General features: G+C 57.6%; 18 protein-coding genes. 9 read left to right on the top strand and 9 right to left on the bottom strand.

The genetic code is table 11. The annotated features are described in order from the left end of the window. Positions 1 to 294 precede the first annotated feature (294 nt). The 4 genes from CKW21_RS20990 to CKW21_RS20975 all read left to right on the top strand — a co-directional run bounded on the left by CKW21_RS20990 (position 295) and on the right by CKW21_RS20975 (position 3627). Entirely contained in the window at positions 295 to 888 is a 594-nt protein-coding gene (locus tag CKW21_RS20990; RefSeq protein WP_095195831.1) for an aminodeoxychorismate/anthranilate synthase component II, read from the top strand. Between the two features lie 9 nt (positions 889 to 897). Next, a complete protein-coding gene (gene trpD, locus CKW21_RS20985; protein ID WP_095195830.1) occupies positions 898 to 1947 on the top strand; it encodes an anthranilate phosphoribosyltransferase in 1050 nt (349 codons plus the stop codon). Next, positions 1944 to 2780 (top strand): indole-3-glycerol phosphate synthase TrpC, encoded by an 837-nt coding sequence (trpC, locus tag CKW21_RS20980; RefSeq protein WP_095195829.1) that lies wholly within the window; start codon positions 1944 to 1946, stop codon positions 2778 to 2780. Before trpD ends, trpC begins: the two co-directional genes overlap by 4 nt. Before the next feature lie 145 nt (positions 2781 to 2925). Then, on the top strand, positions 2926 to 3627 hold the full coding sequence (locus CKW21_RS20975; RefSeq protein ID WP_095195828.1) for a lipoate--protein ligase family protein: 702 nt from the start codon (positions 2926 to 2928) through the stop codon (positions 3625 to 3627). Positions 3628 to 3637: 10 nt separating this feature from the next. On the opposite strand, the gene crp is transcribed toward CKW21_RS20975, so the two are convergent. Further along, positions 3638 to 4282 carry a cAMP-activated global transcriptional regulator CRP gene (gene crp, locus CKW21_RS20970; protein ID WP_095195827.1) on the bottom strand — a complete coding sequence of 215 codons (645 nt, stop codon included), beginning with the start codon at positions 4280 to 4282 and terminating at the stop codon, positions 3638 to 3640. A 230-nt stretch (positions 4283 to 4512) separates the two neighbouring features. Here crp and CKW21_RS20965 point away from each other — a divergent pair, with 230 nt between their 5' ends. Both CKW21_RS20965 and speD read left to right on the top strand, forming a co-directional pair. After that, positions 4513 to 4935 (top strand): OsmC family protein, encoded by a 423-nt coding sequence (locus tag CKW21_RS20965; protein ID WP_008061600.1) that lies wholly within the window; start codon positions 4513 to 4515, stop codon positions 4933 to 4935. A gap of 238 nt (positions 4936 to 5173) precedes the next feature. Further along, positions 5174 to 5968 (top strand): adenosylmethionine decarboxylase, encoded by a 795-nt coding sequence (speD, locus tag CKW21_RS20960; RefSeq protein WP_095195826.1) that lies wholly within the window; start codon positions 5174 to 5176, stop codon positions 5966 to 5968. 115 nt (positions 5969 to 6083) lie between these two features. Here speD and coq7 read toward each other — a convergent pair whose 3' ends face one another. From coq7 to hemJ, 6 genes are all read right to left on the bottom strand, one after another. Next, on the bottom strand, positions 6084 to 6731 hold the full coding sequence (coq7, locus tag CKW21_RS20955; RefSeq protein WP_095196005.1) for a 2-polyprenyl-3-methyl-6-methoxy-1,4-benzoquinone monooxygenase: 648 nt from the start codon (positions 6729 to 6731) through the stop codon (positions 6084 to 6086). A gap of 147 nt (positions 6732 to 6878) precedes the next feature. Then, complete coding sequence (locus tag CKW21_RS20950; RefSeq protein WP_007986008.1) at positions 6879 to 7217, bottom strand: histidine triad nucleotide-binding protein; 339 nt, start codon at positions 7215 to 7217, stop codon at positions 6879 to 6881. 79 nt (positions 7218 to 7296) lie between these two features. Continuing rightward, positions 7297 to 8085, bottom strand: coding sequence for an SDR family oxidoreductase (locus CKW21_RS20945; RefSeq protein WP_095195825.1), 789 nt, complete (start codon positions 8083 to 8085; stop codon positions 7297 to 7299). A gap of 61 nt (positions 8086 to 8146) precedes the next feature. Then, positions 8147 to 9097, bottom strand: a complete 951-nt coding sequence (locus CKW21_RS20940; protein ID WP_095195824.1) for a DUF805 domain-containing protein — start codon at positions 9095 to 9097, stop codon at positions 8147 to 8149. A gap of 75 nt (positions 9098 to 9172) precedes the next feature. Further along, positions 9173 to 10141 carry a nitronate monooxygenase family protein gene (locus tag CKW21_RS20935; protein WP_095195823.1) on the bottom strand — a complete coding sequence of 323 codons (969 nt, stop codon included), beginning with the start codon at positions 10139 to 10141 and terminating at the stop codon, positions 9173 to 9175. 33 nt (positions 10142 to 10174) lie between these two features. Further along, positions 10175 to 10606: a protoporphyrinogen oxidase HemJ gene (gene hemJ, locus CKW21_RS20930; protein ID WP_095195822.1), complete on the bottom strand. Its 432-nt coding sequence runs from the start codon at positions 10604 to 10606 to the stop codon at positions 10175 to 10177. 135 nt (positions 10607 to 10741) lie between these two features. Here hemJ and argC point away from each other — a divergent pair, with 135 nt between their 5' ends. Further along, positions 10742 to 11776, top strand: coding sequence for an N-acetyl-gamma-glutamyl-phosphate reductase (argC, locus tag CKW21_RS20925; protein WP_095195821.1), 1035 nt, complete (start codon positions 10742 to 10744; stop codon positions 11774 to 11776). A gap of 168 nt (positions 11777 to 11944) precedes the next feature. Continuing rightward, a complete protein-coding gene (gene erpA, locus CKW21_RS20920) occupies positions 11945 to 12295 on the top strand; it encodes an iron-sulfur cluster insertion protein ErpA (protein ID WP_007906865.1) in 351 nt (116 codons plus the stop codon). A 67-nt stretch (positions 12296 to 12362) separates the two neighbouring features. Here erpA and CKW21_RS20915 read toward each other — a convergent pair whose 3' ends face one another. Both CKW21_RS20915 and CKW21_RS20910 read right to left on the bottom strand, forming a co-directional pair. Beyond that, positions 12363 to 13454, bottom strand: a complete 1092-nt coding sequence (locus CKW21_RS20915; protein ID WP_095195820.1) for an anhydro-N-acetylmuramic acid kinase — start codon at positions 13452 to 13454, stop codon at positions 12363 to 12365. 3 nt (positions 13455 to 13457) lie between these two features. Continuing rightward, positions 13458 to 14876 carry a peptidoglycan DD-metalloendopeptidase family protein gene (locus tag CKW21_RS20910; RefSeq protein ID WP_095195819.1) on the bottom strand — a complete coding sequence of 473 codons (1419 nt, stop codon included), beginning with the start codon at positions 14874 to 14876 and terminating at the stop codon, positions 13458 to 13460. 211 nt (positions 14877 to 15087) lie between these two features. Here CKW21_RS20910 and tyrS point away from each other — a divergent pair, with 211 nt between their 5' ends. After that, on the top strand, positions 15088 to 16287 hold the full coding sequence (gene tyrS, locus CKW21_RS20905; protein ID WP_095195818.1) for a tyrosine--tRNA ligase: 1200 nt from the start codon (positions 15088 to 15090) through the stop codon (positions 16285 to 16287). Positions 16288 to 16559: the final 272 nt, after the last annotated feature.

Below are 16559 nucleotides of genomic sequence, written 5' to 3'. Positions count from 1 at the left end.
CCATATTGCGCGCTCTGCCCAGCTAAGTTACTGTGCCAAGACGTATAAATGAGACCTTCCCCGTGTTGATCGTCAGCAAACTACTGGATCAAGTCATCAAGGCACACGCCCGCTGGCGTTGGCGCGCCTGAATCCTTCTGCCGGCCCTGCCGGATCTTTACCGCTTTGCCTTCTTTGCCCGTAAGACACACCGCTTTGCTGCGCGATTTCAGCGACCGACAAAGTGCAGGACGCTGCGGGTCAATCATTCGAAGGCTGTATTAAAGTCAGTGAATTCAAGAGGTTCTTAACGCCATGTTGCTGATGATCGATAACTACGACTCTTTTACCTACAACGTTGTGCAGTACCTTGGTGAGCTCGGCTCCCAGGTCAAAGTCGTGCGCAACGATGAACTCACCATTGCCGAAATCGAAGCCCTCAACCCTGAGCGCATCGTTGTGTCTCCTGGCCCTTGCACCCCGACCGAAGCCGGCGTCTCGATTGACGTGATCAAACACTTTGGCGGCAAACTGCCGATTCTTGGTGTCTGCCTCGGCCACCAGTCCATCGGCCAGGCCTTTGGCGGTGATGTGGTCCGTGCCCGTCAGGTCATGCACGGCAAGACCAGCCCGGTGTTCCACGAGGACAAGGGCGTGTTCGCAGGCCTGAACAATCCGCTGACGGTTACCCGCTATCATTCATTGATCGTCAAGCGCGAAACCCTGCCCGACTGCCTTGAACTGACCGCCTGGACTCAGCACGAAGACGGTTCGGTCGACGAGATCATGGGCCTGCGCCATAAAACCCTGAACATCGAGGGGGTGCAATTTCACCCCGAGTCGATCCTCACCGAACAAGGCCACGAACTGTTCGCCAACTTCCTCAAACAAACCGGCGGCACGCGCTAAGGACTTTTCATGAATATCAAGACAGCCCTGAGCCGTATCGTCGACCAGCTCGATCTCACCACTGATGAAATGCGCGATGTGATGCGCGAAATCATGACCGGGCAATGCACGGACGCGCAAATCGGTGCGTTCATGATGGCCATGCGCATGAAGAGCGAAAGCATCGATGAGATCGTCGGCGCCGTGTCGGTGATGCGCGAGCTGGCAGACAAGGTCGAACTCAAGACCCTCGACGGCGTGGTGGATGTAGTCGGCACCGGTGGTGATGGTGCCAACATTTTCAACGTTTCCACCGCGTCTTCCTTTGTCGTGGCAGCGGCAGGATGCACCGTGGCCAAGCACGGTAACCGTGCGGTGTCGGGCAAGAGCGGCAGTGCCGATTTGCTTGAGGCGGCCGGGATCTACCTCAACCTGACGCCTGTTCAGGTGGCGCGTTGCATCGACAACGTCGGCATCGGTTTCATGTTTGCCCAGACCCATCACAAAGCCATGAAGTACGCTGCCGCCCCGCGCCGCGATCTCGGCCTGCGAACCCTGTTCAACATGCTCGGCCCGCTTACGAATCCGGCTGGCGTGAAACATCAGGTGGTCGGCGTGTTCAATCAGGCGTTGTGCCGGCCATTGGCCGAAGTCCTGCAACGTCTGGGCAGCAAGCATGTGCTGGTGGTGCATTCGAAAGACGGACTGGACGAATTCAGCCTGGCGGCACCAACCTTTGTCGCCGAACTCAAGAATGATCAGATCACCGAGTACTGGGTCGAACCAGAAGATCTGGGCATGAAGAGTCAGAGCCTGCATGGTCTGTCGGTGGATGGCCCGGAGGCCTCGCTGGCGCTGATCCGTGATGCGCTGGGCAAGCGTAAAACCGAGAACGGCCAGAAAGCCGCCGAAATGATTGTGCTCAATGCCGGGGCGGCGCTGTATGCCGCTGACCTGGCCAGTAGTTTGAAACAAGGCGTGGAGCTTGCGCACGACGCCCTGCACACCGGTCTGGCTCGGGAAAAACTCGAAGAACTGGGTGCCTTTACCGCGGTATTCAAAGTGGAGAATGAGGGATGAGTGTACCGACGGTTCTGGAAAACATTCTGGCGCGCAAGGTCGAGGAAGTTGCCGAGCGTAGCGCTCGTGTAAGCCTCGCCGAGCTGGAACGTCTGGCCAAGGCGGCCGATGCACCCCGTGGTTTTGCCCAGGCGTTGCTGGCTCAGGCCAAGCTGAAACAGCCGGCAGTCATTGCCGAGATCAAGAAAGCCTCGCCGAGCAAAGGCGTGATCCGCGAGAACTTCGTTCCCGCCGACATCGCCAAAAGCTACGAGAAGGGCGGTGCGACCTGTCTGTCCGTACTGACCGATATCGATTACTTCCAGGGCGCCGACGCGTACCTGCAGCAGGCCCGCGCGGCATGCAATCTGCCGGTAATCCGCAAGGACTTCATGATCGATCCCTACCAGATCGTCGAAGCCCGTGCCTTGGGCGCCGACTGCGTGCTGTTGATCGTCTCCGCTCTGGATGACGTGAAAATGGCCGAGCTGGCGTCGGTAGCAAAAAGCGTCGGCCTCGATGTGCTGGTGGAAGTCCACGATGGCGACGAACTGGAGCGGGCCTTGAAGACCCTCGACACGCCATTGGTTGGCGTGAACAACCGCAACCTGCACACCTTCGAGGTCAGCCTGGAAACCACTCTGGATCTGTTGCCGCGTATCCCGCGCGACCGCCTGGTGATCACCGAAAGCGGCATCCTCAATCGCGCCGATGTCGAATTGATGGAAATCAGCGACGTTTACGCGTTTCTGGTGGGCGAAGCCTTCATGCGTGCCGAGAGCCCGGGTACTGAATTGCAGCGATTGTTCTTCCCTGAGCGTGGCATTCCTGTCAGCGGTTCGACCCTCGACTGATTGCTCATCGACCGAGTCGACCCTTTCGCGAGCAAGCCTGCTCCCACATTAGATCTCTGGTATCAGCAGATCCCTTGTGGGAACGAGCCTGCTCGCGAAGGCGGCATAAGATGCACCACAGGCTTCAAGTCCTACGGAAAACCTTATGACCTCACCTCTCTCCCTGACCATCGAAACCGGCCTTCAAGCCGAACAGGATCTGTTGGCATCGGTCTGTGCCGGCGACGCGGAATTCGGCCTGCTGTTCTGGCAACCGAGTGATCGGGCGCTGGTCATGCCCCGCCGCTTGAATCGCTTGCCGGGTTTCGAGGCAGCATGCGAAGTCTCGGCAGCGGCAGGCTGGCCAGTGCTGCTACGCGAAACCGGCGGCGAGCCGGTGCCACAATCGGCCTCGACCCTCAATATCGCACTGGTTTACGCGCCACCGCGCAGCGAAGGCGACCTTAACCGCATCGAATCCGGTTACCGACGCCTGTGCGATCCGATCTGTCAGTTGCTGGATGAGCTGGGTGGCACTTCATCCCTTGGCGAAATCGACGGCGCGTTTTGCGACGGACGCTTCAACGTCAATCTGGACGGGCGCAAGATGGTAGGCACCGCCCAGCGCTGGCGGCAGAGTCAAGGCGGTCAGCGTCCGGTCGGGCTGGTACATGGTGCAATGCTGCTGGATAACGAGCGCGAATCGATGGTTGCGGCGGTCAATCGCTTCAACAAGGCTTGCGGTCTGGAGCAACGGGTGCGTGCCGAGAGTCATATCGCCCTGCATGAGAAGTTCACGCCACCAGGTGCGCTGGCACGTCTCGACGAGCTCTACCGGCAAATGCTGGTGCAGATGTTCGGCGCTTGAATATCCGGATTTAGCGCGTACCGAAGACCACCATGGTCTTGCCTTTGACGTCCACCAGGTTGCGTTCCTCCAGATCCTTGAGTACGCGACCGACCATCTCCCGCGAACAACCGACAATCCTCCCGATTTCCTGACGGGTCACCTTGATCTGCATGCCGTCGGGGTGAGTCATCGCATCCGGTTGCTTGCACAGTTCCAGTAGGCAGCGAGCAACACGACCGGTTACGTCGAAAAACGCCAGGTCACCCACCTTGCGAGTGGTATTACGCAGGCGTTGTGCGATTTGTCCGCTAAGCACGTAAAGAATGTCTGGATCCTGCTGCGACAATTCACGGAATTTCGCATAACTGATTTCCGCAACTTCGCATTCGACCTTGGCGCGCACCCAGGCGCTGCGTTCCTGTTCCTGGCCTGCTTGTTCAAACAGGCCCAGTTCGCCAAAAAAGTCCCCGGCGTTCAGGTAGGCGATGATCATTTCTCGACCATCGTCATCCTCGATCAGAATCGTGACCGAACCTTTAATGATGAAGAACAGCGTTTCCGAGCGGTCGCCGGCACAGATGATGTTGCTCTTGGCCAGATAACGACGGCGCTGGCAATGCATCAACAGCTTGTCGAGGTTCTTGATCTTGGGTGTGGGGGCAATAGCAACCATGGTTGTATCCCGAAATGACTGCACGGATATGTTGGTTTTTTTAGGAATTACGGAAACAGTTGCGAAGATGGCTATGCGCCAGCGATTTGGCGTCAGCTTAACAGACACTTCCTGCAATATTCGAGAATTTACCTACAAGGCAGATGGTTATGTCCTAGGAAGGCGAACGCGGTCAATCACGGGGCCTGTGCTAAGCTGGCGACCCTTTTTTAGACAGTGGAGTCTTGGCGATGAAGGCACGCATCCAATGGGCTGGCGAAGCCATGTTCCTCGGCGAATCCGGCAGCGGTCATGTCGTGGTCATGGACGGTCCGCCCGATGCCGGCGGTCGTAACCTGGGTGTCCGGCCGATGGAAATGCTCCTGCTGGGTGTTGGCGGTTGCAGCAATTTCGACGTGGTCAGCATCCTCAAGAAATCCCGCCAGGCGGTCGAGAGCTGCGAAGCCTTCCTCGAAGCCGAGCGCGCAACCGAAGATCCGAAAGTATTCACCAAAATCCACATGCACTTCGTGGTCAAGGGCCGCGGGCTGAAAGAGGCCCAGGTCAAGCGCGCCATTGAGCTGTCCGCCGAGAAGTATTGCTCGGCGTCGATCATGCTGGGCGCTGCCGGTGTCGAGATCACTCACGACTACGAAATCATCGAGCTTGGCTGAATCGACATTCAACTATCATAAAGTCTGTGCAGACTCTGGCGATCCCCTGCTGACGTCTGCATAATGCGCCACTTTTTTCAGGGTAGTGGCCTGTCAGCCGACAGGCCGCACACCCGAACAGACAACCAAAATCGCCATCGCGAAGAGGTGTTAACCGTCCTACGCAGGTGCGTCGTTCGCATCTGACGGGCATGCTTGATCACGCGGCCGGGCCGCAATACATAGAGAGTTTTTAACGGTGAAAAGCAAACTCAAGCTCCACGGGTTCAATAACCTGACAAAGACCTTGAGCTTCAACATCTATGACATCTGCTACGCGGAAACCCCGCAAGACCAACAGGCTTACGTCGAGTACATCAATAAAGAGTACAACGCCAAGCGCCTGACGCAGATCCTCACAGAAGTTGTCGATATCATTGGTGCCAACATCCTGAACATCGCCAGTCAGGATTACGAACCGCAGGGCGCCAGCGTCACGATTCTGATCTCTGAAGAGCCGGTGACCCCGACCGACAGTCAGATCGAAGAATCCCCGGGTCCATTGCCCGAGATCATCCTGGCCCACCTCGACAAGAGCCATATCACGGTGCACACCTACCCGGAAATCCATCCGGATGACGGTATTGCCACTTTCCGTGTGGATATCGACGTGTCGACGTGCGGGGTCATTTCACCGCTCAAAGCGCTCAACTTCCTGATTCACCAGTTCGATTCGGACATCGTGACCGTGGATTATCGTGTGCGCGGCTTTACCCGTGACGTTGAAGGCAAGAAGCACTTCATCGACCACGAGATCAACTCGATTCAGAACTACCTCTCCGAAGACACCCGCGACGCGTACCAGATGACCGACGTGAACGTGTACCAGGAAAACCTGTTCCACACCAAAATGCTGCTGAAGAACTTCGAACTGGATAACTACCTGTTCGGCGACGCCACCAGCAACCTGTCACCTGAGCAACGTACCCAGGTGACCGAGCGTGTGAAACACGAAATGCTCGAAATCTTCTACGCGCGCAATATGCCGAACTAAGATCTTCGAACACAAAAAAGGCGACTACCTGACGGCAGTCGCCTTTTTCATGTCTTTAATAAAAACTGTGGGAGCGGGCTTACCCGCGATGACGGCCGCACTGCCCCTACAATGCTCAGATCCGATAAGTGCTCTTGGTCATCACCTTCGCCATCAAGCTCATCCCGAACTTCACCGGTGCAGGAAAGCGGAAACCGCCGGCCTCGAGTGCACTTTCGGCATGCTGCTCTTCATCAATGCGCATCTGCTCAAGAATCGCCCGGGACTTTTCATCCTCCGCCGGCAGCTGCTCAAGGTGTTCGTTCAGGTGTTTGCACACCTGATCTTCCGTCGCCGCGACGAAACCCAGGCTGACTTTGTCGCTGATCAGCCCCGCGACCGCACCAATCCCGAACGACATGCCGTAGAACAGCGGATTGAGAATGCTGGTATGGCTGCCCAACTGCTTGATGCGTTGCTCGCACCAGACCAAATGGTCGACTTCTTCTTCGGCGGCATGTTCCATGGCTTCACGCACTTGCGGCAGCTTGGCGGTCAAGGCCTGCCCCTGGTACAGCGCCTGGGCGCAGACTTCACCGGTATGGTTGATGCGCATCAGGCCGGCAACGTGCCGGGTGTCTTCGTCGCTCAGTTTTGCATCCGGCTGCACGATGGCGGGCGATGGACGGTACGGCTGGCCACTGAAGGGCAACAAGGTACGCATCGCGGCATCGGCTTGCAGCAGAAGGCGGTCAATCGGCGAGTAGTGACGTTGGGTAGTCATGCTGACCTCCGGAGGAATCTCGGCGGCCAGTTTAACCCAATCGGCCGGGGAAGGTTTGCGCTGGGTCATTGTGCTGCAGTTGCCATGACAATGCTGTGATGCATTTGTGGGGGCGGCGGTGCGCCGCTCCCACAAGGTTTGTTGCAATCAGCCCGGCGGCCAGTGCATCTGGCGCTGTCCCAGCACGTGCATATGAATGTGATAGACGGTCTGTCCACCTTCTTCATTGCAGTTCATGACGACGCGGAAGCCTTTTTCGCAACCCAGTTCCAGGGCCAGGCGCTGGGCGGTGAACAGAATATGCCCGGCCAGTGCCTTGTCGTCCTCGGTCAGGTCATTCAATGTGCGTACGGGCTTTTTCGGAACCACCAGAAAATGCACCGGTGCCTGCGGGGCGATGTCGTGGAAGGCCAGTACCTGGTCGTCCTCGTAAATGATCTTCGCCGGGATTTCCCGGTTGATGATCTTGGTGAACAGAGTATCCACAGCTGTTTCTCCGTTGTTTGAGCTGGCCTGAGTGTACCCATGGGGAATGCACCAGCCCAGTGTTTTACCGTAGGACAGTTCAGCGCGGGCAGTAAGCCTTGTTGACCATGCCGGTGATTGTCCGGATCAGCCATCGCGAGCCGAACCGGGGCAGGGCGGCAAACCAGCGGTTGCGTCGACCAGGAATAATGATTGCGCGATTTTTCTCCAGGGCTCGAACGGTATAGAGCGCGACTTCCTCGGGGCTCATCAGCAGCTTGCTGTCGGCCAACTTGTCCGCGTTCAACTGCGCGGTGCGGAAAAACGCCGTGCGAGTCGGACCGGGGCAGAGCACCGAGACCTTGACCGCACATTTTTTCAGCTCGACGCGCAGTCCTTCGGAAAAGTGCAGCACATACGCCTTGCTCGCGTAATAAGTGCTCATCCACGGGCCGGGATGAAAGGCTGCGACCGAGGCGACGTTCAGGATCTGCCCGCCGCCCTGCAGCGCCATGCTGTTGCCGATGGCATGGCACAGGCGAGTGAGCGCCAGAATGTTTACTTCAATCAGATCCTGCTCGGTCATCCAGTCCTGAGCCAGAAACGGTCCGCAGGTGCCAATACCGGCGCAGTTGACCAGCAGGTCGATCTGCCGGTCACCCTCCTCGAGCTCCAGTAGAAAGCCGGACAGCCGCAGCGGCTCACCCAGGTCGCAGGCACGGAACAACACTTCCACGCCAAACCGTTGAGTCAGTTCGATCGCAATACTTTCCAGCTGATCACGTTGTCGGGCCACTAGAATCAGACTGCGGCCGCGCCGGGCCAGCGCTTCGGCCAGGGCCAGGCCGATGCCGCTGGATGCGCCAGTGATCAGTGCGTAACGGGTCATGCAGTTCTCCATCGCAACAGCTCCGTGCCGCGACGCAGGTGTCACGAGCAGGGAGCGCTGTTCATTCTTGCGCAGAGTCTACAGGGGGCTGGGCTGCTTCGGCTGCATCGTCCGTTGAAATTGCGGGCGTTTCGGTCTCAACGTCGATTTCATCGGTGATCACCGAGCCACTTTCGTAGCTGCTTTCCAGGCTGCTTTCGTATTCCTGCTGGATGGCGGAGATACCACCGAGCATGGCGCCGACGAAAAACAGACCGATGAATACAATCCACAATGAACACAGCACTTTCACCGCGGTGCTGTTGGGTGGGGGAGGCGGGCCATAACGGTTGGCTCCAGTGTTGCCTGGCACGACCATGATCACCAGCGGGAAGAAGCTGCCCACGAAGGGTACGAGGTTCAGCAACCAAAGCCAGCCTGACCAGCCGATATCGTGCAGGCGCTGAACGCTGAACAGAATGCTGACAATCACGAACGCGAGGAACAGGAAAAACGCAAAGATGCCGCCGATGATCAGGCCTGTGGTGGAGTCGCCACTGACCAGTCCGAGGCCGATGAGTGCGAACACGCCCACGATGGGCAAGGTCACCAGGCTAAGGACCATGGTCCAGGCCAGAAAACGCAGGCGGCCTATCCGCCCTTCGACGCTGAACGGCTTGAGTGTGGCGAATTCGGGAAGGCTGTCGCCGACGTTGGCCCGGGGCGGCGCATAGGGGGAATCGGGTTCCTGTGTGGTATCGACGTGTTCGTGAACGTCCGACAGATTCAACTCGATCGGCGTCTCGGTTTCTATCCGGGCGTCGATGCCGGTTTTGCTCAGCGCCTGTAGATAAGTCTGTGCGTCACTGTGAGACAAATCGCGCTTGAGTGCGACGGCGCGACCACTGAACAGGCGCTCGATAGCGCTGACATCACTCTTGAACAGACCGGCCAGGTTGAGCTTGGCCGTGGTGATTTCGACACCGGGCTGTAGAGCACCGTCGAAAACGATCTTGTAGCGGGGTTCACTCATGGCCGAGGCATCCTTGTCGCGCGTGTTGAAGCAGTGAGTGTAAGACCAGCCTGGCGTCGCTGGTCCGGATTTCTTTCAGCGCGGCCAGCGCTTGGGTAGTTGCGCTGCGTGTTCCAGTGCCTTGCGGTACTCGGCGTCGAGACGCGTCACCAGTTGATCGACGCTTGGCAGGTCATCAATTTCACCGACACCCTGGCCCGCCGACCAAACGGTTTTCCAGGCCTTGGCTTCGTCGCTCAACGGCTTGAGCTTCGAGCCGAAATTGACTTCGCCCTTGTTTTGCAGCGCGGCCATGTCGAAACCGGCAGCCTCCAGGCTTTGGCGCATGAAACTCGCTGGTACGCCCGACACTGCGGGAGTATGGATGATGTCTGCGGCCCTGGAAGTCAGCAGCATCTCTTTGTAGGCCTCAGGCGCATGACTTTCGGTGGTACCGATAAATCGCGTGCCGAAGTAGGCGAGGTCCGCACCTAGTAGTTGCGCGGCGAGAATTTCGTGACCGTGGTTTAGGCAGCCAGCCAACAGCAACGTCTTGTCGAAGAACTGGCGGATCTCGGCGATCAGCGAAAACGGACTCCAGGTCCCGGCATGCCCCCCGGCACCCGCAGCGACAGCGATCAAGCCATCCACGCCGGCCCCGGCCGCTTTCTCCGCATGGCGTCGCGTCGTCACATCATGAAATACCAGGCCACCATAGCTGTGTACTGCATCAACCACCTCTTTCACGGCTCCGAGGCTGGTGATCACGATCGGCACTTTGTGCTCGATGCAGATTTCCAGGTCCGCCTGCAGTCGTGGGTTGCTGTTGTGGACGATCAGGTTGACCGCATACGGCGCGGGGTTTTCCAGCGTTGCCAGCCCGGCTTCGATTTCCTCCAGCCAAGCCTTGAAACCGCTACTCTCGCGCTGGTTCAGTGCTGGAAAGCTGCCAACCACGCCATTGCGGCAGCAGGCGAGTACCAGGTGCGGATTGGAAATCAGGAACATTGGCGCTGCAACCACGGGCAGACGCAAACGTTGTTCGAGCAGAGCGGGCAGTGCCATTGGAAGTACCCCGGTGAGTTATACCTGTTGGATTTAGAACGGCCGAACGACGACCAGAATTACGACTGCCAGCAATATCAGAACAGGCACTTCATTGAACCAGCGATAAAAGACATGGCTGCGGGTGTTTTCGCCACGGGCAAAACGCTTTACCTGGGCGCCGCACATGTGGTGATAGCCGATCAGCAACACCACGAGGGTCAGCTTGGCGTGCATCCAGCCTCCCTGACTGAAATAGGCGCCCGGATTAAGACTGATCAGCCAGCCACCGAAAATCAGTGTAGCGATCATCGCCGGACCCATGATGCCGCGATACAGCTTGCGCTCCATGATGCTGAAGCGTTCCTTGCTGACGGTATCTTCGCTTTGAGCGTGGTAAACGAACAGGCGCGGCAGATAAAACAGGCCGGCAAACCAGCACACGACGCTGATGATGTGAAAAGCTTTGAGCCATAGATAAAGCATTTTTAGTTGTTCCCAGGTTCACGGTAGCCCGGATAGTAGAGGCTTGACGCTCCGCACGTCACCTTGCAGGTTGTCGCAGGCGCGCGCGGCCCCTATTATCGACGGCTTTCCAGTGGGTTCGTTGAGGGCAGGTTTATGGTCAAGGTCGGTATCGTCGGCGGCACGGGTTACACCGGTGTCGAACTGCTGCGTCTGTTGGCGCAGCATCCGCAAGCAGAAGTGGTTGTCATCACTTCCCGATCCGAGGCCGGCCTGGCCGTGGCCGATATGTACCCGAACCTGCGAGGCCATTACGACGGCCTGGCGTTCAGCGTTCCGGACATCAAGACTTTGGGTGCCTGCGACGTGGTGTTCTTCGCAACGCCTCACGGTGTTGCACACGCCTTGGCAGGTGAGTTGCTGGCGGCCGGGACCAAGGTCATTGACCTGTCTGCGGACTTCCGTCTGCAAGATGCCGATGAGTGGGCCAAATGGTACGGCCAGCCGCATGGCGCGCCTGAACTGTTGGAGGAGGCGGTCTATGGGCTGCCGGAAGTCAATCGCGAGCAGATCAAACAGGCACGCCTGATCGCTGTGCCGGGTTGCTATCCGACCGCTACGCAGCTGGGCTTCCTGCCACTGCTTGAAGCGGGGTTGGCCGATGCCTCGCGCCTGATCGCCGACTGCAAATCCGGCGTCAGTGGTGCTGGTCGTGGCGCAGCTGTAGGTTCGTTGTACTCAGAGACGTCGGAAAGCATGAAGGCCTACGCCGTCAAAGGGCACCGTCATTTGCCGGAAATCCGCCAGGGTCTGCGTCGTGCGGCGGGCAAGGACGTTGGCCTGACCTTCGTTCCACACCTGACGCCGATGATCCGTGGCATTCACTCGACGCTTTACGCCACCGTGGTGGATCGCTCGGTAGATCTGCAGGCGTTGTTCGAAAAGCGTTATGCCAACGAGCCGTTCGTCGATGTCATGCCGGCCGGCAGCCATCCGGAGACCCGTAGCGTGCGCGGCGCCAACGTTTGCCGTATCGCGGTGCATCGTCCACAGGACGGTGATCTGGTGGTGGTGTTGTCGGTGATCGATAACCTGGTCAAAGGTGCATCGGGCCAGGCGGTTCAGAACATGAACATCCTGTTCGGGCTGGATGAGCGTCTGGGTCTTTCCCACGCGGGCATGTTGCCGTAAGGCTTTACCACTTAAAGTGAAAAGGCCCGTTGAACGGGCCTTTTTGCATTCCGGGCTGACGATTGAGATGGTTGATATACCATAACAATAGTTGACCGATTTTCTAGGACAAGCGGATAATGCGCGTCATCACGCATTATGGCGGCGTAACGCCGGGAGATAGTCAGCATGAGCGTCGAATCCTTCACCCCCACGGCTTTGCAATTCACACACGGTGCCGCGCACAAGGTGAAGAGCCTGGTCGATGAAGAGGGGAATGATCGCTTGAAGCTGCGCGTATTCGTTACGGGCGGCGGTTGTTCAGGTTTTCAGTATGGCTTCACCTTCGATGAAGAAGTGGCCGATGACGACACCATCGTCGAGCGCGAAGGCGTGAGTCTGGTTGTCGATCCGATGAGCTTCCAGTACCTGGCAGGTGCCGAGGTGGATTACCAGGAAGGTCTGGAAGGTTCGCGTTTCGTCATCAAGAACCCGAACGCGACCACTACCTGTGGTTGTGGCTCCTCGTTCTCGATCTGATCAGCGCGCCTGTATCATTAAAACGCCGCATGGCTTCACGGCCCTGCGGCGTTTTGCTGTCTGACGTTTATGCGGGATAGATTGCGCCCAATACGCGCAAGCCTCGGGCGCCGGTGACGCTCGGGCGATTGGCTGCGATGCCCTCGAGGCAGCAGTGGGCCAGCCAGGCAAAGGCCATGGCTTCGACCCAGTCAGGATCTACGCCGTATGCGGATGTGCTGCTGACTTTTGTCTTCGGTAGCAGGCCGGCGAGGCGATTCATCAGTGTAGTGTTATGCGCGCCGCCGCCGCAGACCAGCAGCTCCTGCGTATCCGATTGGGCGCTTTGCAGTGACTCGACGATGGTCAGTGCGGTGAGCTCTAGCAGCGTTGCCTGCACATTTTCTGCGGCGAAAGTTGGCAGCGGTGCCAGGTGTTGCATCAACCACGGCAGGTTGAACACTTCACGACCGGTACTTTTCGGGCCTTTGGTCACGAAAAACGAATCGCTGAGCAACGCCCTCAGCAGTACCGGTTCAACCTTGCCACTGGCGGCCCACTGGCCATCGCGGTCAAAGTTGGCGCCGCGTTGCTGGTGTATCCACGCATCCAGCAGCACATTCCCTGGACCGCAGTCGAAGCCGGCGACGGGTTTGCCAGGTTCTATGAGGCTGAGGTTGCTGAAGCCGCCGACGTTCAGTACGGCGCGGTTGCCGACACGCTCTTCGAACAAGGCTTCATGAAAGGCAGGAACCAGCGGCGCGCCTTGTCCGCCTGCCGCAACGTCGCGACTGCGGAAGTCGCCGACGACGGTGATACCTGTCAGTTCGGTCAGCAGTGCCGGGTTGCCGATCTGCACCGTGAAGCCGCGTGCCGGTTCGTGGCGAATGGTCTGCCCGTGGCTGCCAATCGCGCGAATGTCGTCAGGTTTTAGGTGCTGTTGAGCAAGTAGAGTGTGAATGCCCTGTGCGGCCAGTTTTACCCAGTTCTGTTGGGCAATGGCAGAGCGGGCAATCTCGTCCGGGCCGCTGGCGCACAAGCCAAGCAGCTCGGCGCGCAGGGATTCGGGCATGGGGATGTAATGCGTGGCGATCAGTTTGATCGCCGGGGCGAGCTCGATCAGCGCAATGTCCAGGCCATCAAGGCTGGTTCCGGACATAACACCTATATAGAGCGCCATGGCTTAGCGTTTACTCGAAGCCAGTTGAGTGGCTTTCTCTTGGTCCATGCGAGCCATCAACGGTTGGCTCTGCGCGAGGAAACGTGCACGTTCTGCTTTGGAAATCGGATCAGCCATTGCCACTTTCTGACCCAGCGGGTCGACGTGCACGCCATTGACCTGGAACTCATAGTGCAGGTGCGGGCCGGTAGACAATCCGGTGGTGCCGATGTAGCCAATCACCTGCCCCTGTTTGACATTGCTGCCCGTCTGGACACCTTTGGCAAAGCCCTGCATGTGGCCGTACAGGGTTCGGTAGGTATTGCCATGCTGGATGATCACGGTGTTGCCGTAACCGCCACGGCGGCCGGCGAGCAATACTTTGCCATCGCCGGCGGCCTTGATTGGCGTGCCGCGCGGGGCTGCGTAGTCGACGCCTTTATGGGCGCGGATCTTGTTCAGGATCGGATGCTTGCGGCCCATGGAGAACTTCGAGCTGATGCGGGCGAAGTCTACCGGGGTGCGGATGAACGCCTTGCGCATGCTGTTGCCGTCAGCGGTGTAGTAGCTGCTGTTGCCTTGTTTATTGGTGTAACGCACGGCGGTGTAAGTCTTGCCGCGGTTGGTGAAGCGCGCGGACAGGATCGGGCCATTGCCGACGGCTTTGCCATTGACGACTTTCTGTTCGTAGATCACGTCGAACTCGTCACCCTGGCGAATGTCCTGGGCGAAGTCGACGTCATAGCCAAACACACTGGCCATGTCCATGGTCAGGCTATGGGACAGACCGGCGCGAGCGGCAGATTGCGACAGCGAGCTGTTGATCACGCCATGAACATAGGCGGAGCGCACGGTTGGCTTGGCAGTGATGCGGTTGAACGTATAGCCCTTGTCGTTCTTGGTCAGGGTGATGGTTTCGAGATCGCTGACCTTGCTGTGAAGGTTGGTCAGCTGGCCATCCGGGTTCAGTTCGAATTCGAGTTTCTGTCCGTGCTTGAGTTGGCTGAATTGCTTGGCCTGCTTGTCGCTGGCCAGCACTTCATGCACCGACGTGGCCGGAAGACCAACCTTCTCGAACAGAGTGGAGAGGGTGTCGCCCTTGGCGACGATCACTTCCCTGTGGTTTGGCGCCTTCTTTTCTTCGACAACCGGTGCGGGTGCGGCTTGGGCGGTTTCCTGAGTGTCTTGCGCGCTGTTTTCAATCTGCGCGAATGGAGAAGTTGCTGGCTCATTTGTGGCCTGGACGGCCTCGGCAGCGTCTTGATCTTGTGTCAGTTGTTCAGCAGGGCTTTCCAGTTCAAGACTCAGGGTCGTCTTTTTTGCTTCGACATCACTGGAAGGAAACACCAGAAGCGCCAGGCTCAGAAGAGCGGCGATACCACTTGCTGCGAGCAGGTGGGTCTTCGGGTAAAGCGGTGGCGCTTTAGACGATTCTTTGGTCATAGGTAATTTTGACTTTGAAAAAGATGAATTGGAAAAGATGAATGACATGATGAAGATGAAATAACTGTATAAAATATAACCAAATCATCTCTTAAGCAAGCTCGCGGACTCTCTGTCCACGGATTGGCGTCCGTGCGCCGGGCAAACCTTGTATTTGACGCGCGTTCTTGTATGGTTGGTTCCCTTTGAATCTGAGCCTTGCGGGTCTGTTATGAAGTCGGTTGAAGAGCAGCTAGCGCTGATCAAACGTGGTGCGGAAGAACTGTTGGTCGAGTCCGAGCTGATTGAAAAGCTCAAGCGCGGCCAGCCGCTGCGTATTAAGGCAGGCTTCGATCCGACTGCGCCGGATTTGCACCTGGGTCACACGGTGCTTATCAATAAGCTGCGTCAGTTCCAGGAGTTGGGGCACCAGGTGATCTTCCTGATTGGCGACTTCACCGGAATGATTGGCGATCCGAGCGGCAAGAGTGCGACGCGCCCTCCGCTGACTCGCGAGCAGGTTCTCGAGAACGCAGAGACCTACAAGACTCAGGTCTTCAAGATTCTTGATCCGGCCAAGACCGAAGTGGCATTCAACTCCACCTGGATGGATCAGATGGGGCCGGCCGATTTCATTCGCCTCACTTCGCAGTACACCGTCGCGCGTATGCTCGAGCGCGATGACTTCGACAAGCGCTACACAACCAATCAGCCCATTGCCATTCACGAGTTTCTCTATCCGCTGGTTCAGGGGTATGACTCGGTTGCCTTGCGTGCTGATGTCGAGTTGGGTGGTACCGATCAGAAGTTCAACCTGCTGATGGGGCGCGAGTTGCAGCGCGGTTATGGTCAGGAGGCTCAGTGCATTCTGACCATGCCATTGCTCGAAGGTCTGGATGGCGTGAAGAAGATGTCCAAATCCTTGGGCAACTATGTAGGTATCCAGGAAGCGCCAGGCGTGATGTATGGCAAGCTGGTTTCCATTCCTGATGCTCTGATGTGGCGTTACTTCGAGTTGCTCAGCTTCCGCTCCATGGATGAGATCAATGCTTTCCGTGCTGATGTAGAGGCGGGTGCTAATCCGCGTGATATCAAGATCAAGCTTGCTGAAGAAATTGTTGCTCGCTTCCACGGTGAGGAGGCTGCGGCCAATGCTCATCGTGCGGCCGGTAATCGTATGAAGGACGGCGAGCTGCCGGATGATTTGCCCGAGATCGAATTGACCGCCGCCGAAGATATGCCGATCGCTGCCGTTCTTAACAAGGCGGGTCTGGTGAAGAACTCTGCTGTTGCGCGGGACCTCCTTGGTTCTGGTGGTGTGCGTATAGATGGCGAGGTTGTTGATCGCTCCTTTATATACGTGCTGGGCGCGACCCATGTTTGCCAGGCAGGGAAGAAGGCATTTGCGCGTATTACGCTCAAATCCGAATAAACCTGAAATAAAGGGTTGACGGCGAATTTTAGAAGCCTATAATTCGCCCCACTTCCGGCGCAGTCGAAACGGAAAACTCCTTGGTAAACAATGAGTTACGCAGTTTTCGGCAGCAGGTTGCTTCAGGTCATCGAAGCCGAAAGGGAGTTGAAAAAGAGGTGTTGACAGCAGCGAGTAACGCTGTAGAATTCGCCTCCCGCTGACGAGAGATCGAAAGCGCAAGTGGTTGAAGTTACAAAGGATTCTTTGAAAACTTCTGAAAATAACCGCTT

The sequence above is a fragment of the Pseudomonas sp. Irchel 3A7 genome, from assembly GCF_900187565.1.
Lineage (GTDB): Bacteria > Pseudomonadota > Gammaproteobacteria > Pseudomonadales > Pseudomonadaceae > Aquipseudomonas.
This window is presented reverse-complemented; position numbering and strand designations above follow the sequence as displayed.

Excerpts from the sequence above, each read along its gene's own strand:
- CKW21_RS20975 (WP_095195828.1), top strand. The coding sequence starts at position 2,926 with ATGACCTCACCTCTCTCCCTGACCATCGAAACCGGCCTTCAAGCCGAA.
- CKW21_RS20915 (WP_095195820.1), bottom strand. The coding sequence starts at position 13,454 with ATGGCGCTCTATATAGGTGTTATGTCCGGAACCAGCCTTGATGGCCTG.
- tyrS (WP_095195818.1), top strand. The coding sequence starts at position 15,088 with ATGAAGTCGGTTGAAGAGCAGCTAGCGCTGATCAAACGTGGTGCGGAA.
- coq7 (WP_095196005.1), bottom strand. The coding sequence starts at position 6,731 with ATGACTACCCAACGTCACTACTCGCCGATTGACCGCCTTCTGCTGCAA.
- CKW21_RS20990 (WP_095195831.1), top strand. The coding sequence starts at position 295 with ATGTTGCTGATGATCGATAACTACGACTCTTTTACCTACAACGTTGTG.
- trpD (WP_095195830.1), top strand. The coding sequence starts at position 898 with ATGAATATCAAGACAGCCCTGAGCCGTATCGTCGACCAGCTCGATCTC.
- trpC (WP_095195829.1), top strand. The coding sequence starts at position 1,944 with ATGAGTGTACCGACGGTTCTGGAAAACATTCTGGCGCGCAAGGTCGAG.
- argC (WP_095195821.1), top strand. The coding sequence starts at position 10,742 with ATGGTCAAGGTCGGTATCGTCGGCGGCACGGGTTACACCGGTGTCGAA.
- CKW21_RS20910 (WP_095195819.1), bottom strand. The coding sequence starts at position 14,876 with ATGACCAAAGAATCGTCTAAAGCGCCACCGCTTTACCCGAAGACCCAC.
- CKW21_RS20935 (WP_095195823.1), bottom strand. The coding sequence starts at position 10,141 with ATGGCACTGCCCGCTCTGCTCGAACAACGTTTGCGTCTGCCCGTGGTT.
- hemJ (WP_095195822.1), bottom strand. The coding sequence starts at position 10,606 with ATGCTTTATCTATGGCTCAAAGCTTTTCACATCATCAGCGTCGTGTGC.
- crp (WP_095195827.1), bottom strand. The coding sequence starts at position 4,282 with ATGGTTGCTATTGCCCCCACACCCAAGATCAAGAACCTCGACAAGCTG.
- CKW21_RS20940 (WP_095195824.1), bottom strand. The coding sequence starts at position 9,097 with ATGAGTGAACCCCGCTACAAGATCGTTTTCGACGGTGCTCTACAGCCC.
- CKW21_RS20945 (WP_095195825.1), bottom strand. The coding sequence starts at position 8,085 with ATGACCCGTTACGCACTGATCACTGGCGCATCCAGCGGCATCGGCCTG.
- erpA (WP_007906865.1), top strand. The coding sequence starts at position 11,945 with ATGAGCGTCGAATCCTTCACCCCCACGGCTTTGCAATTCACACACGGT.
- CKW21_RS20965 (WP_008061600.1), top strand. The coding sequence starts at position 4,513 with ATGAAGGCACGCATCCAATGGGCTGGCGAAGCCATGTTCCTCGGCGAA.